The organism is Coprococcus aceti (assembly GCF_025567285.1).
GTDB lineage: Bacteria > Bacillota > Clostridia > Lachnospirales > Lachnospiraceae > Coprococcus > Coprococcus aceti.
Genome location: NZ_JAOQJT010000006.1, coordinates 78,859 through 93,058, shown reverse-complemented (window position 1 = coordinate 93,058; position 14,200 = coordinate 78,859). Strand labels below are relative to the sequence as shown.

At 42.9% G+C, this 14,200-nt stretch carries 15 protein-coding genes; 3 read left to right on the top strand and 12 right to left on the bottom strand.

Annotated elements, in window-relative coordinates; translation table 11 throughout:
• Positions 1-142: 142 nt before the first annotated feature.
• Positions 143-1,426, bottom strand: coding sequence for an adenylosuccinate synthase (locus OCV54_RS09480; protein ID WP_015533243.1), 1,284 nt, complete (start codon positions 1,424-1,426; stop codon positions 143-145).
• Between the two features lie 408 nt (positions 1,427-1,834).
• Between OCV54_RS09480 and OCV54_RS09475 the strand changes: the two genes are divergently transcribed.
• Positions 1,835-2,713 (top strand): LysR family transcriptional regulator, encoded by an 879-nt coding sequence (locus OCV54_RS09475; RefSeq protein ID WP_055223716.1) that lies wholly within the window; start codon positions 1,835-1,837, stop codon positions 2,711-2,713.
• Between the two features lie 71 nt (positions 2,714-2,784).
• On the opposite strand, the gene OCV54_RS09470 is transcribed toward OCV54_RS09475, so the two are convergent.
• The 3 genes from OCV54_RS09470 to OCV54_RS09460 form a co-directional block, all read right to left on the bottom strand.
• Positions 2,785-3,450: an HAD family hydrolase gene (locus OCV54_RS09470; RefSeq protein WP_070099120.1), complete on the bottom strand. Its 666-nt coding sequence runs from the start codon at positions 3,448-3,450 to the stop codon at positions 2,785-2,787.
• Position 3,451: 1 nt separating this feature from the next.
• Positions 3,452-4,651: a cation:proton antiporter gene (locus OCV54_RS09465; RefSeq protein WP_055223714.1), complete on the bottom strand. Its 1,200-nt coding sequence runs from the start codon at positions 4,649-4,651 to the stop codon at positions 3,452-3,454.
• A gap of 118 nt (positions 4,652-4,769) precedes the next feature.
• Positions 4,770-5,195, bottom strand: coding sequence for a ketopantoate reductase family protein (locus OCV54_RS09460; RefSeq protein WP_055223712.1), 426 nt, complete (start codon positions 5,193-5,195; stop codon positions 4,770-4,772).
• Positions 5,196-5,575: 380 nt separating this feature from the next.
• Between OCV54_RS09460 and OCV54_RS09455 the strand changes: the two genes are divergently transcribed.
• Both OCV54_RS09455 and OCV54_RS09450 read left to right on the top strand, forming a co-directional pair.
• Entirely contained in the window at positions 5,576-5,935 is a 360-nt protein-coding gene (locus tag OCV54_RS09455; protein ID WP_015533249.1) for a BlaI/MecI/CopY family transcriptional regulator, read from the top strand.
• A gap of 10 nt (positions 5,936-5,945) precedes the next feature.
• A complete protein-coding gene (locus OCV54_RS09450) occupies positions 5,946-7,493 on the top strand; it encodes a M56 family metallopeptidase (RefSeq protein ID WP_172678737.1) in 1,548 nt (515 codons plus the stop codon).
• 132 nt (positions 7,494-7,625) lie between these two features.
• Here OCV54_RS09450 and OCV54_RS09445 read toward each other — a convergent pair whose 3' ends face one another.
• The 8 genes from OCV54_RS09445 to OCV54_RS09410 all read right to left on the bottom strand — a co-directional run bounded on the left by OCV54_RS09445 (position 7,626) and on the right by OCV54_RS09410 (position 14,103).
• Positions 7,626-9,002 carry a sodium-dependent transporter gene (locus OCV54_RS09445; RefSeq protein WP_055143875.1) on the bottom strand — a complete coding sequence of 459 codons (1,377 nt, stop codon included), beginning with the start codon at positions 9,000-9,002 and terminating at the stop codon, positions 7,626-7,628.
• A gap of 117 nt (positions 9,003-9,119) precedes the next feature.
• Positions 9,120-9,350 carry a hypothetical protein gene (locus tag OCV54_RS09440; protein ID WP_147343967.1) on the bottom strand — a complete coding sequence of 77 codons (231 nt, stop codon included), beginning with the start codon at positions 9,348-9,350 and terminating at the stop codon, positions 9,120-9,122.
• Between the two features lie 104 nt (positions 9,351-9,454).
• Positions 9,455-10,291, bottom strand: a complete 837-nt coding sequence (locus OCV54_RS09435) for a DUF3658 domain-containing protein (protein ID WP_070099118.1) — start codon at positions 10,289-10,291, stop codon at positions 9,455-9,457.
• A 25-nt stretch (positions 10,292-10,316) separates the two neighbouring features.
• The gene (locus OCV54_RS09430) at positions 10,317-11,396 is read right to left on the bottom strand and encodes a PDDEXK nuclease domain-containing protein (RefSeq protein ID WP_055143871.1); all 1,080 of its coding nucleotides are present in this window, start codon (positions 11,394-11,396) and stop codon (positions 10,317-10,319) included.
• A gap of 25 nt (positions 11,397-11,421) precedes the next feature.
• Positions 11,422-12,357 carry a DUF4268 domain-containing protein gene (locus tag OCV54_RS09425; protein ID WP_055143869.1) on the bottom strand — a complete coding sequence of 312 codons (936 nt, stop codon included), beginning with the start codon at positions 12,355-12,357 and terminating at the stop codon, positions 11,422-11,424.
• 35 nt (positions 12,358-12,392) lie between these two features.
• On the bottom strand, positions 12,393-13,061 hold the full coding sequence (locus OCV54_RS09420; protein WP_055223705.1) for a hypothetical protein: 669 nt from the start codon (positions 13,059-13,061) through the stop codon (positions 12,393-12,395).
• Positions 13,062-13,113: 52 nt separating this feature from the next.
• On the bottom strand, positions 13,114-13,482 hold the full coding sequence (locus OCV54_RS09415) for an ACT domain-containing protein (RefSeq protein ID WP_055223703.1): 369 nt from the start codon (positions 13,480-13,482) through the stop codon (positions 13,114-13,116).
• Positions 13,483-13,497: 15 nt separating this feature from the next.
• Positions 13,498-14,103: a helix-turn-helix domain-containing protein gene (locus OCV54_RS09410; protein WP_055143865.1), complete on the bottom strand. Its 606-nt coding sequence runs from the start codon at positions 14,101-14,103 to the stop codon at positions 13,498-13,500.
• Positions 14,104-14,200: the final 97 nt, after the last annotated feature.

Sequence of the window (14,200 nt, the reverse complement as noted above, 5' to 3'; positions counted from 1 at the left end):
ATATAATCTTATTCTACAATCTCCTTACACCACAAATAGAAATCCATTTCCAACAACAAAAGGGACACTCCCTAATAATCTCCTACTGGAAAGTGTCCCTGTTATTTTTCTGTTATTTGATTTCCCTGTGAATCAGGTCAAATTACTTTGCGTTTCTGTAGATGATATCGTTTCTTCCCGGACCGTTTGAGATCATTGTGATTGGGAATCCGATATGCTCTTCAACGAACTCGATGTACTTTCTGCAGTTCTCTGGGAGATCCTCGTACTTCTTGATTCCTCTGATATCTGTCTTCCAGCCTGGGAGTGTCTCATATACAGGTTTTGCCTTCTTGAGCTTTGATGTTGTTGGGAAGTCTGTTGTAACCTCACCATCGATATCGTAGCCTACACATACTGGGATCTCATCGAGATATCCAAGTACATCAAGTACTGTAAATGCAACGTCTGTTGTTCCCTGGATACGGCAGCCATACTTTGATGCCACGCAGTCGAACCAACCCATTCTTCTAGGTCTTCCTGTTGTTGCACCAAACTCACCGCCATCACCGCCGCGGCGTCTGAGCTCATCTGCCTCGTCGCCAAATATCTCACTTACGAACTCGCCTGCTCCTACTGCGCTTGAGTATGCCTTACATACAGTGATGATCTGCTTGATCTCGTATGGAGGTATACCTGCACCGATGGCACCGTAAGCTGCCAGAGTTGATGATGATGTAACCATAGGGTAGATTCCGTGATCCGGATCCTTCAGTGAACCAAGCTGACCCTCAAGAAGGATGTTCTTGCCCTCCTTGATCGCCTCATAGAGGTATGCTGATACGTCACATACATAAGGAGCAACCATCTCCTTATACTCCATGAGTGTGTTGAATATATCGTCAGCCTTTAAGAGTGGCTTGTGATACAGGTTCTCAAGAAGAACGTTCTTCTGTACTATAACTCTCTCGATCTTCTCCTTCAGTGCTTCCTCATCAAAGAGCTCGCTTACCTGGAAACCGATCTTTGCATATTTATCTGAATAGAATGGAGCGATTCCTGACTTTGTTGATCCGAATGACTTACCTGCAAGTCTCTCCTCCTCGTATTCGTCGAAGAGAATGTGGTATGGCATAACCATCTGTGCTCTGTCAGATACAAGGATCTTAGGCATTGGTACATTTCTGTCTGTGATGGACTTTATCTCCTTGAAAAGAAGAGGGATGTTAAGTGCAACACCATTTCCAATGATACTTGTTGTGTGACTGTAGAACACTCCTGATGGAAGTGTATGTAAAGCAAATTTACCATAGTCATTGACAATTGTGTGACCTGCGTTGGCACCACCCTGGAATCTTACGATTATGTCTGACTCCTGACCTAACATGTCTGTGATCTTACCTTTTCCTTCATCGCCCCAATTGGCTCCTACAACCGCTCTTACCATAATACTTTTCCTCGCTTTCGCAGCATTTTGAAATATTTTCTGATATCCGCATTGTGGCTGTTCAAATGTTTCTGCCTATACATAATATTTATAAGCAGATCACTCACAATACCTTCTCATTATAACACTATAATGTCATAAGTAAAATCAATATTATTTATATTTATTATAAGTGTATCTTATATTTGTCTTTACATTTTGCGGAAACCAACATAAACTGTAAATATAATGGATTTTGTCCACCTCAAACGCCATTTTACTTATATTATATATGTATAATTTTTTAAGCAAAATTATTTCAATCGTACCATTATAGAACAGTAAAAAGTCCTGAATTATTTTGCAATAAAACATATTGTTGACACACACATATTAAACGATCTCTATTGAATCTGGAGGAAATTATAAATGAACATAAATTTCGAATATTACAAAATCTTCTACCATGTCGCCAAAGCATCCAGTATATCCGCCGCTGCCAGGGAGCTGTGTATATCCCAGCCAGCCGTAAGTCAGGCGATCAAAGCTCTGGAGCAGGCGATCGGCATAGAACTGTTCATCCGAACCAAGAAGGGCGTCTCACTGACAAATGCCGGAGAGCTCCTCTACTCCCACGTTGCAGCGGGATACGAATCCATATCCCTGGGTGAACAGCAGCTCTCACAGCTTCTCCACATGGAGACCGGTGAGATAAGGATAGGCGCAAGCGATATGACACTGCAGTTCTATCTCCTGCCATATCTGGAGCATTTCCACCAGCTATATCCGGGGATCAAGGTTCATGTCACAAATGCTCCGACTCCCAGCACGATAAATCATCTGCTATCAGGCAACATAGACTTCGGTATCGTCACCAGTCCTCTTCCCGCCGATCCTCACATGGAGATCAAGCAGGCAAGGGAGATTGAGGACATCTTCATCGCCGGACCAAGGTTTTCATATCTTCAGGGCAAAACTCTGGATTACCACGAGCTTGACGAGCTTCCGATCATTTGTCTGGAGCATGACACAAGCACACGCGCATATGTCGACACATTTCTGAGCCATGAGGGCGTGACTCTGCAGCCCGAATTCGAGCTTTCTACCAGCGATATGATTGCCCAGTTCGTCATGAGAAATCTCGGCATCGGCTCCATCATGGCAGACTTCGCCCAGAGCTATATAGACCGCGGCGACCTGTTCCGCCTGCAATTTAAAAAGCCCATACCAAAGCGTCACATGTGTATCATCAGTGACAGGCGCCGTGGTATGAGCGTTGCTGCAAATAAACTTATGGAGTTGTTGTAGGAATCATCCCCACACCCATATATCATAGTAAAATAGAGCATGTTCGTCCATTTGAACACGCCCTATTCTTATCACATATTTCTATAATCTGGAATCAGTTCATCGCACAGCCCTGTCTCTTCAAGCAGTTCTCTCGATGAGTCGCCGTAAATTCCAACTATATATCCGGCTCCGGCTGCCGCCGCTGCCCGGATTCCCGATGGTCCATCTTCTATGACCATGGTTTCTTCCGGCACTGCTCCGATGCGCTCCATGGCCCGGATGTACATATCAGGAGCCGGCTTAGCATTCATGGTTCCATCGTCGTATGCGCACAGCGTTATGTCAAACCATCTTCCGAGATCAAACTCTTTAAAATAGAATGCGAGATTTGTCATATTTGACCCTGTGGCTATGTTCATATTTATCCCCTGTTCCTTAAGTTTATCAAGGTATGCCACCAGGCCGTCCACCAGCTTGAAGTTTGCAGTATCTTCCATGTACATCTCTCTGTACATAGCCTCCTTCTCCTCGGTAAGTTCAAGTATCCTCTCCTCGGTGAGCGTGCCCTTTCCCATAAGGTATTCCAGAATATCCTTGTTCGTGTGCCCCAGCACATGATGCTGAAACTCCTCCGTGCTCATCTGTCTGCCAGCAAGCTTCTCCGCATAATCCTTCCATGCTATCTCATGATACTTTCCGTCAAATATCATTGTGCCGTTCATGTCAAATATAATGTTCTTTATCTTATTATTCATCTTATTCATCCTCACTAAGCAAATGCTTGTATGTTCCGTCTATTCCTATCGCTCCAAGCGGCGCAGTCACCACGATCGCCAGCACAGCAACCGACAATACTATATTACCACATGCCAGCCCTGCCGCAAGCGGAACTGATCCGATGGCTGCCTGAACTGTAGCCTTCGGAAGATACGCGATGACACAGAACAGCCTTTCCTTCCATGTAAGTGATGTATGTGCCACGCAGATCAGAACACCAACCGTTCTAAATGCCAGTGCGACAAATATCATAAGGAGCGCCGGAAGTCCTGCTGCCAGGGTGTATCTGATATCCACAGCCGCACCCACAAGCACGAACAATATGACCTCCGCCGCAAGCCACAGCTTTCCAAATTTCTGTGAGAGTCTTCCCGACACCGACTCTGGACATTTGAGTTTCAGGACACATGCCATAGCCACCACCGCAAGGAGTCCCGACACCGACACCTTTCCCTCAAGCCATCCCTCTATCGCTATAAGCAGGAACGAAAATCCCAGCACGATGATGACCTTCATGCTGTTTCTCACGCAGTGTTTCCTTGCATAGGAAGTCTCAAAGAACAGATAAAGTCCATATCCAACGTCCACGCCAAGCAGTACTCCAAGCACGATGGATATTGGTATATTCACGAAATCCATGACATGAGCACTTCCGCCCTGCGCCATGCTGAGAAATGTGGTAAAAAGCACTATGACAAATATATCGTCGCAGGACGCCCCCGCAAGTATCATCTGCGGAATCGCCTTGTCAGTTCCGTACTTTTTCTCTATGAGACTCACCATTCTCGGAACTACGACAGCCGGTGATACCGCGCCGAGCACCGCACCCATGACAGCTGCCTCTGTGCGGTTTATTCCAAGTATAACAGGTGCACACAGTATATATCCGATAATCTCGAATGACGCCGGGACAAATGAGAACAGCACCGCCGAACGTCCCGACTTCTTCAGATCCTTAAGGTCAAGGGACAGTCCTGCCTTGATAAGTATGATGATAAGCGCTATCTTTCTGAGATCCGCAGATATGGACAATATGGACGGATCAAGGAAATCCAGCACATACGGACCAAGAACGATTCCCGTCGCCAGCATTCCTATGATGCGCGGCAGCTTAAGCCCCTGACAGATGGCGCCCATCGCCAGTCCGACTATGAAAATGAGTGCAAGTGATGTCAACATGATAGACAATACCTCCTTAATTTAGCAAATGTATCAAAGCATTTTCTTATTATGAAAAAAAAGCTTACACCAGTCAGTATCAATACTAACATACCATCAATACAGCCGTCGAAGCATATCACCTTGCACAGGTTCTCTCATTCTCCCTGCCCTCGTAGTCAAACAGCCCGTCATTTTTCTCCTCCAACGCCTTTATCATATGATACGCAAATTCATTGTAAGGCATCGGTATTCCAAGCTCTCTTACCATTCTTACTAGTGCACCCGAGAACATATCTATCTCTGTATGCCTTCCAGAATCAAGATCCTGAAGTGTCGAATATCTCGCTGAAGGTGGAACCGCACTTCCGTGCACCGATGGCCCTTCGGCAAGTGAAAGGTCTATCCCCTTCGCCGTAGCCACCGCCTCAAGTTCAGACTTGAGTGCATCGCTTATGATCCTCATGTGTTCACTGTCCCTGTAACAGCCCACTCCCGCACCATGGATAGCCTGTGGCAGATTGTTGCACACGTTGAGTCTGAATTTGCTCCACAGATCAACCATGATATGATCCGATATCGTGTAGTGAAGTCCTGTTCCATCAAACAGCCTAACGCTCGCCTTCGGCTATAACTCCAAGCTCTATGTCATCTCTTTCTGAGAGTCCCCATATCATATAAGAGCCTACAGCTCCGGCTCCTAAGATAGCAACTTTCTTTATATCCATATGTAAAATCCTTCTTTCATGTACTCATAAACATTATTATAAAAACCGGACAGAAATCCTGTCAACTTTCAAAATCTTATCACCTGCCAGAATCAGTCACACCATGCTGCAAATATTAATTTTAATTCAAACTACTCCAGTAGTATTGACATTTTATTAGCTGAAAAGTATTATAAAGACATAATACTACTGCAGTAGTTTGCAAAGGAGAACACATATGGATATAAAACTTTTTGATTCAGAACTTAAGGTGATGGGAGTCCTCTGGGACGAGGGCGACACAACTGCCAAACATATCTCCGATGTCCTGAAAGAAGAAATTGGCTGGAACATGAACACTACATATACGTTGATCAAGAGGTGCATCAAAAAAGGAGCAATTGAACGCTCTGAGCCTAATTTCATGTGCCACGCCATAATACCAAAGGAGGAGGTACAGGAGGCCGAGACAACTGAACTTATCAATAAGGTCTACGACGGATCTGCCGACAAACTATTTGCTGCTCTTCTCGGCAGAAAGAAGCTTTCCCCTGAGGAGATCGCAAAGCTAAAACAGATCGTCAACGATTTGGAGTGAGGTGATGAATATGAGCTTACTGCAAATGAGCGTTGCCGGGGCTGTCATGATCATGGTGATCACAGTCATTCGCGCTCTGGCAATTAACCGATTGCCTAAAAAGACATTCCTGATACTGTGGGGAATCACGATCATCAGGCTGCTAATACCATTTTCATGTCCATCTAAGTTTAGCATCTATTCTCTGCTGGGAAAGAAAACAGTCTCTGACATAAATGAAACACCGGCTGTCAGATTCATGCCGATCAATACACAAGGGCCTGTCTCCACCCAGGCACCTCAATCTCAGATTCCTGCTCTCACGATTTCAGCGTGGGATATCATCTGGGTGGCAGGACTTGTTCTCTGCGCGGTATTTTTTATCTCGGCATATATCAGATGCTACAGGGAATTTCAGACATCATTACCAGTTGAAAATGCATTTGCACGCAGATGGCTGGAGACTCACAATTTAAAACGCAAGCTGTCCATACGACAGTCAGATCTGATCTCGGCACCGCTTACATTTGGCGTGTGGCATCCAGTGATTCTTATGCCCAAGAAAACTGACTGGGAAAATGAAGATACCCTGTGTTACGTGTTGGAACATGAATTTATACATATTAGAAGATTTGACACAGTTACCAAGTTTCTGCTGATCACCACGGTCTGCATACACTGGTTTAACCCTCTGGTATGGATTATGTACTTTCTCGCCAACAGAGACATAGAGCTATCCTGCGACGAGGCTGTGATTCACCATTTCGGAGGCACAAGCAGGGCGTCCTACGCAAAGGCTCTGATCAGTATGGAGGAGACAAAGGGCGGTTTTATGCCACTCTGCAACCACTTTAGCAGAAACGCAATCGAAGAAAGGATAACAGCAATTATGAAAACAAAAAAGACGACTATCATATCATTCGCTGTAGCGATGGTCTTAGTCACCGGAACAGTGACAGTATTTGCAACATCGGCCAAGGGCGATGAATCCAGTACGGTCACCGAAGCTACAGATACTACCAATACCACTTTTTCAGACACGGTTGATACGGAGACAATAATGTCCTATATAAATCCGGATGACGGCAAGACATATTACAGCTTTGATAATGGAAAGACATTTGAAGCCATGACCGACGCCGAGTTTGAAGAAAAGTTCCCAACTCCTGATATTGAGTGGTGGACATACGACGAGTATAAGGCATGGCTTGAGAACGAAAAAGTCGAGCTCAAAAGTATCATCGGTAGTTCATATATATCCGGTGGCAAAAAATATGTGTGGACACAGGATAGAGTAAATGAGACTATCGCCATGTACGAGGGCATTCTGGAGGATATCAAGAACGGAGCCAAATACTCCAAATCCATAGACGGGCAAGATGACGAGATGGTCAGCTACAATCCAGCTGACATAGCTCAGACAAAAGAATCGCTTAAGTCCATCGAACGCACTATGACAGACTGCCAGGATGAGGTCAGCGAATCCGTGGCTCAGACAAATGAATCACTTAAGTCCATTGAGCGCACTGTGACGGATTGCCAGGATGAGGTCAGCGAGTTCCAAGCTACAGCCAATTAAACTACCAAGAGTGTCAGTCCAGATCTGAATACCATCGCAACAAAGAACTAGAAATACTGAGCATAACAAACCGCCCTGTCTAATACATATAACGCGTATCAGACAGGGCGGCTTTATTATCTATATACATGTCTACATCTTTATCCAGCCAAGTGCATTTGCAACAGAGCTGAGCAGGATAATGATGGCAAATACAGGGCAGAGATATTTGATCATGACTACAAATACCTTCTTTCTCCTGAAGGCACTCTCGCCGTGAATTATCTCCTCCTCTATCTTATCTATTCCAACTACCCTTGACACAAGCAGGCTTGTGAGAAGTGCCGCTATAGGCATCATCACCGAATTGGTGAGGAAGTCGAACAGGTCAAGGAACTGCATGCCTATGATCTTGATTCCTGCCAGCGGGCCATATCCCAGGGATGACAGACTTCCAAGCACAAGCATGATAACTCCCACAAGCACTGTTGCCTTCTTTCTTCCCCATCCAAGCTCATCCTCAAATGTTGACACTGCACTCTCAGTAAGTGCTATGGAGCTTGTGACAGCAGCAAATAGTACGAGCAGGAAGAACACGATTCCTATGACAGTTCCAAATCCCATGTTCTGGAATACTTTTGGAATAGTGATAAACATCAGTGATGGTCCGGCCTGAAGGGTATCCGGATCTCCCCCAGAGAATGCAAATACCGCCGGGATTATCATAAGTCCCGCCATGATCGCTATACCAGTGTCGAATACCTCTACATTTCTGGTAGAATCCTCTATCGCCGTATCTTTCTTCATGTAAGAGCCAAATGTTATAAGTATTCCCATGGCAATGGAAAGCGAGTAGAACATCTGCCCCATGGCAGAAACCACTGTCATCCACGAGAAGTTCTTCACATTTGGCACAAGGAAGTATTTTACTCCTGCAAGTGCACCCGGTCTTGTCACGGAATATACCGCAATTATGACAGACAAAACGATCAGTATAGGCATCATGATCTTGGATACCCTCTCTATTCCATTCTGCACACCGGCAAATATAATGATAAGTGTAAATGCGCAGAACGCCACGAAACACAGCTCCGTTGACACACCATTTGATATGAAATCGGTGAAATATCCATCCTCAGCCAGCAGCTTTGCATTTCCTCTGAAATACTCCACCAGATATTTGATGACCCAGCCGCCGATAACCGAATAGTACGGCACTATAAGCACAGGTATAACGGCATTTATCCAGCCGCCAAACGACAGCCATTTCTTCTTTCCAAATGATTTGAATGCTCCAACCGGACTCTTTCTCGTCATTCGTCCGATTGCCGTCTCCGCAACTATCATCGTATAGCCAAATGTAAGTGCAAGCACGATGTATATTATGAGGAAAATTCCTCCGCCGTACTTTGCCGCAAGATAAGGGAATCTCCATATATTTCCAAGGCCCACAGATGCACCTGCCGCCGCCAGCACGTACCCCAGCTTGCCCGAAAATGAACTTCGCTTACCATTCTTCATATCTTCCATATACCTTCACCATATTTTACCTGGAACTAATCCCCGTAATCTTTCCTTCCACATTTATTTGCATATACATGTGATTCTAACATGACCCGAGAGGAAAAGCCACTATATATTTGAACATCATCCAAACTGCTGACATCTCGCCCTCAACACTCCATTTATTTTTGCCGCATCGCGATAAAATACTTCCTTTGAGACCGCCTTGGGGTTATCTCCAAAGGCCCTTATCCCCTGTACTACTCCATCAAGATATAAACCATCTTCCTGAAAAATATGTGTCATAGGGAGATCCCCCAGCATATCCATCAGCACAGCTACTTCTGATTCAGCAACCTTCTTTACCCCGATCATAAATTGTACTTGTTTTCCAGGATGCTTTTCTGCTTTTTTGCACAGAGCAAACGGATACATTTTTATTGGATTTTTCTTTATCCACGCTATTCTCAGTCTCCATTCTACAAATACCCTTTTATCAAACGTGCATACTTATTCTCCGAATCCTCCACAACCTTTATCTTGCCCTGCCTGATGAAATGTTCTATCCTCGCCGCATACCACCAGTCGCCGATTCCAATCGGAACCTGTCCTAGAATATCTCCGATCAGCCTGCACTCCTTAACAGGCTTTTCAGTCAGCCTGTTCCAAATAATAAAATCGTAGAAATCCTCTGACACACTGAGCACAGTTCCGTTTACCACAGCCCTGAGCGGTGCATTTTCAAGGACAAGCTCGCCCCACATCTCCGCATACATTCTTATCTCATCTGATGTGAGTTTCCTCTCATTTCCGAGGAACCCAGCGAATTCCTCCGCCGCCACCTCGTTCCAGCTATGATACGACACTATGACGTTTTTCTTCACAACATGCTCTGGCTGCGTGACAACAGTCACTTCATTTGGATAGTTCTTCAGGATGCTGCATACATGATAAAATCCACACCTTGAATATGGAGCGTCACTGTACCATATTCTTACCGGCTCACCACCCTCAAGAAATCTTATAAGCCTTACCAGTTCCCCAGCATACACATCACCAAGTTTCTTAAGTTCATTGTCATATTCCTCGTCCTGCTCCCACTGGTTCTTAGCATACATTGAGTAGATAAAATCCTTGCGGTACTGACTGTCAACTACCTCGCCGATGTAGCCCATGTCCAGCATGAAACCAAGGCAGATCACCTCGTCAGAAGAACCCTGTATCCACAGTGGCTGTCCATTCTTATATTCCACATTCTCGCATTTTGCCGCTTTCATGGAGCCTGCCGAACTTTCTCCAAATAGTATCTCTACCATAATCTGCTCCTTTTGAACCTCGTTTCTATTTTGTGCATTTATCTGCATCACATTCTTTTACCCATTCGCCCAGTTTATCCTGTAGTAGCTTTTTATCTGGTAAATAAAGCTGATACTTCGACGCAAATATATTTGAATCCTTTGGAAGAGTCAATTCCACCATAGAATCGTCCTTGTCTTGGCAAAGTAGAACTCCTATAGTAGGATTTTCATCCTCCTGCTTTTCATAACGATCATAGTAATTCACATACATCTGCATCTGTCCTAAATCTTGGTGTTTCAGCGAACCTATCTTTAAATCAAAAAGAACAAAGCATCGTAACATTCTATTATAAAACACTAAATCTACCCTGAAATGTTCTTCATTAAAAGTAAATCTTTTCTGTCTGGCTACAAAAGTATATCCGGTGCCCAACTCTAGAAGAAATGACTGCAGATTATTGATCAACCTCGTTTCCAGTTCATTCTCTGAATACTCACTTTTATCCTCCAGCCCCAAAAATTCTAAAACATAAGGATCTTTAACCAAATCAGAAGATTTCTCTATTATCTGTCCCTCCACAGATAGTCTCTGAATCTTATCTTTATCAGTACTAAGTAAAATTCTGTGATACAGAGCACTATCGAACTGTCTCTCTAATTCACGCAAGCTCCAGTCATTCTTTACAGCTTCAATTTCATAAAAATGCCTCTCATCAACATCTTCTATTCGCATCAATTTCAAGTAATGTGACCAACTAAGATAAAATTTTCTTCCCGTGTTAATCGATGGAAGATCCTTGAATTGGCTAAACACTGTTTCGCCAATTTGATCCGCAGAATAAACCTTATAAAATTGACGAATATTTTTTAAATTTCCAACAGAAAATCCTTTTCCAAAATTCTGTGTTAAATAATCAGATAATCCCTTCAAGAGTTGCTGTCCATATGCTGCTCTCCGTTCTCCGCGCTGTTCTTCCTCTACGATTATTCTGCCAATTTCATAATAGGCATATACCATAGTGAGATTAACTGCCGTTTTAGCATTCTTCCTTGCTTGTAACAATACATCAGAAACGCTTTCCAGGAATACATGATCTATGGTAGCAATTTCATTCTTACTCATAATCCACGCTCCTTAATCTTTGTGCTTATTTTATGTATCTCTTGAATACCTTAACAAACAACACTGCTTTGTCTATCATTTCATTCATTAAATAATCATAATTTGAATGGTCGTCGAAATTTAATCCAGGTAACCTGTACATGATACGTGAGGCTTTTTTGTCATCCAGTCTTTGCCAATCTAACTTTAATCCTAACTTAGACTCTATCTCTGTTCTCGACAATTCTAAATGATCGAACAATTCTTTATCATCATTTATATACAACTCAATCACAACACAACTGTCCTTATTTACAAGATTTAATGCAACATGACACCCACTTACCCCTATAGCTATATCATACCAATGATCCGTGGATGCTTTTCTGACATTGAATGGCTTTCCTCTTTCCGCAACTATTTCGTTAAATCTATTCCAGAATTCCAGCCTTTCTGATTGTGATCTATTATATTCACCTGATCCAGATTGAGTTTTGGCATTCTTTATAAATCCATTTGGTTTTTCAACCACTTCAAACTTTGGTGCATAAAGTGAATCTCCAATTTGATATGCATGCACCTCAATCAGGAAAAAATTGATATTCGTGGCAGTATTATTATTAAGCCACTCTATAGCACTTCTATGCTCCTCACGAGCCTCCTTAACAATCCATACAATAACATTTGCATCCAACCCGGAAGCATATGTAATAATTTTGCCAAGATGATCGTGATTTGATGCTTCAAGCTGATTTTCAATGATTACTTTTTCTCCTGTAACCTCATCTTTCCCTACCAAGTCACATCTATATGCACCTACATAAACTTCTTTTTCAACTTCACTTAGCGTTAATCCTATTGTCTCGTTTAGTAATTCAAGGTTCTCTTTATCCGCAAGCCAATTTGAAAAATCATACTGTTCATGTCCCCATAACTTTCTGATATCAACCTCGACCAATTTTCCCATTTTTATAGTTGCCATTTCTTTATCCCATCCTTCACATCAGTATAATTACTTTATCTTTCCCCAATACCACCTATCAGTCTGTCAATCTCCTTATATGCCGTTTCTGTCCGTGCTGAATATGTACCATTCGGAGAATCTCCCTGCATAACAAACAAGATCTCTTCATCAGTTTTCGTGTATAGATCAATTCTGTCAGAATACCAGTTATAAACATGATACGGATATTTATTTAATATGCCATCTATCTTTTCAATGTCACCATCATCATACCAGATAATATCCTCTGCGCAAAACTCAAAACAGGATATTGCCGCCTCATATATCAACATTCCCATCATAAATGCAGACAAACTACTTTCTGCCTGGCCGATCTCATTTACAGTGCCATCCTCATCAGTTTCCACAACATACACAGGTGGATCATCCTCAGCCATATCAGCCCTTCTGATCGCGACCTGATATACGCCTTGATTCTCATTCAAGATATAAAAATATCCTTTTGTCTTCCTTGTCCATTTATACCTGCGCTGAAAATCAAGAGTAATCCAGGGATCATTGCTATGATCAAACAGCTCGCTTGTTTTACCACATTTCTTCCATATCTCATATAGCGTATGTGGGATGCTCTCAAATCCCGCTCTCAGCTCTTTTATCTCCTCATCTGTATATCCTACAAATGACTTGATATTGTATATTTTTTGTAATAAGGCATAATCCATTTACATTTCTCCCTGATTCTCATCCCGGTTTTAAGTTTCGGTTTATCAACTCTCAATCCACAATTTCATACCCTGCTGCCGCCAGAACTTCAAGTGCATCTTGAAAATTCTCCTTCTTTACCATAACATAATCCGTATTATATGTGGATACTGCAAATATCGAAATTCCGTTATCCGCCAGAACAGATGCGATCTTTGCCAGAATCCCGATCAAAGAAAAGTCCAATACGCCCTGAATGCGGAAAGCTCTCCAGCCATCATCGCGCTTTATTGCATTTGCCGGAACTTCACTCACCGGGCATACCATGGACTTTTCCTCATCAGTTTTCCCTATAAAACAATACTCAGAATCGAGATTCACATATGTGTAATCCTCCACTTGACACACTGAAAATTCTTCATCAATCTTTTTTATCTCCATGACCTCTCCTTAAATCTATTTTGTAAGCACCTTTTTGCAATATCTATGTGCACCACAATGAGGACAAACTAATTTACGCTTTGTTAATGTATGTGCTCCCATTACATATGACTTCATATCCGGAACAAACCTTGTGTTGCAATCAGGGCATTCAAATGCTCCTGCCTCTCTATCAAGAATACACGCAATCACTATTCCGCCACATACCACTACTAACCCTATTGCGATAAGCAGAACCCTCAGCCAATTCTCCATCTCCAGAATTCCTGACAATAAAAACAATGGAAATGCCGCAACTATCGTAAGTGTCGCGACCATTGCAGACAAAATAATTTTCTTTTTGCTTTCCTGTGCCTCTCTAACTAAATTCACCATATTAACCTCCGCTTTCTTTCGATAATCCTCTTCAGATACTCTTTCGCCAGATAGTAATTCATTCACTGTTATCTCTAATTCATCACATAACGGCAACAGTAATGAAACTTCCGGAAAACCATTTCCTCGTTCCCATTTTGAAATTGTTTTATCGCTGATTCCAAGTTTTTCAGAAAGCTGTTTTTGAGTATATCCCTTTCTCTTTCTCTCATCAGCGATGAATCGTCCAATTTTAATCTGGTCCATATGTTTTCCTCCTTTCTGGCTCAACTATCTCCCCTTTTTATTGCAAATCACACCCACGAGGCGTAGAATATGGTGAATCTATGCGGGTTCTACGCTT

What these genes read in the sequence shown, in the direction of transcription:
- OCV54_RS09450 (WP_172678737.1), top strand. Translation starts at nt 5,946, where the DNA reads ATGAGCTTACTGCAAATGAGCGTTGCCGGGGCTGTCATGATCATGGTG.
- OCV54_RS09440 (WP_147343967.1), bottom strand. Translation starts at nt 9,350, where the DNA reads ATGATCGGGGTAAAGAAGGTTGCTGAATCAGAAGTAGCTGTGCTGATG.
- OCV54_RS09460 (WP_055223712.1), bottom strand. Translation starts at nt 5,195, where the DNA reads ATGGTTGATCTGTGGAGCAAATTCAGACTCAACGTGTGCAACAATCTG.
- OCV54_RS09430 (WP_055143871.1), bottom strand. Translation starts at nt 11,396, where the DNA reads ATGAGTAAGAATGAAATTGCTACCATAGATCATGTATTCCTGGAAAGC.
- OCV54_RS09415 (WP_055223703.1), bottom strand. Translation starts at nt 13,482, where the DNA reads ATGGAGATAAAAAAGATTGATGAAGAATTTTCAGTGTGTCAAGTGGAG.
- OCV54_RS09475 (WP_055223716.1), top strand. Translation starts at nt 1,835, where the DNA reads ATGAACATAAATTTCGAATATTACAAAATCTTCTACCATGTCGCCAAA.
- OCV54_RS09465 (WP_055223714.1), bottom strand. Translation starts at nt 4,651, where the DNA reads ATGTTGACATCACTTGCACTCATTTTCATAGTCGGACTGGCGATGGGC.
- OCV54_RS09455 (WP_015533249.1), top strand. Translation starts at nt 5,576, where the DNA reads ATGGATATAAAACTTTTTGATTCAGAACTTAAGGTGATGGGAGTCCTC.
- OCV54_RS09425 (WP_055143869.1), bottom strand. Translation starts at nt 12,357, where the DNA reads ATGGCAACTATAAAAATGGGAAAATTGGTCGAGGTTGATATCAGAAAG.
- OCV54_RS09420 (WP_055223705.1), bottom strand. Translation starts at nt 13,061, where the DNA reads ATGGATTATGCCTTATTACAAAAAATATACAATATCAAGTCATTTGTA.
- OCV54_RS09435 (WP_070099118.1), bottom strand. Translation starts at nt 10,291, where the DNA reads ATGGTAGAGATACTATTTGGAGAAAGTTCGGCAGGCTCCATGAAAGCG.
- OCV54_RS09445 (WP_055143875.1), bottom strand. Translation starts at nt 9,002, where the DNA reads ATGGAAGATATGAAGAATGGTAAGCGAAGTTCATTTTCGGGCAAGCTG.
- OCV54_RS09470 (WP_070099120.1), bottom strand. Translation starts at nt 3,450, where the DNA reads ATGAATAATAAGATAAAGAACATTATATTTGACATGAACGGCACAATG.
- OCV54_RS09410 (WP_055143865.1), bottom strand. Translation starts at nt 14,103, where the DNA reads ATGGACCAGATTAAAATTGGACGATTCATCGCTGATGAGAGAAAGAGA.
- OCV54_RS09480 (WP_015533243.1), bottom strand. Translation starts at nt 1,426, where the DNA reads ATGGTAAGAGCGGTTGTAGGAGCCAATTGGGGCGATGAAGGAAAAGGT.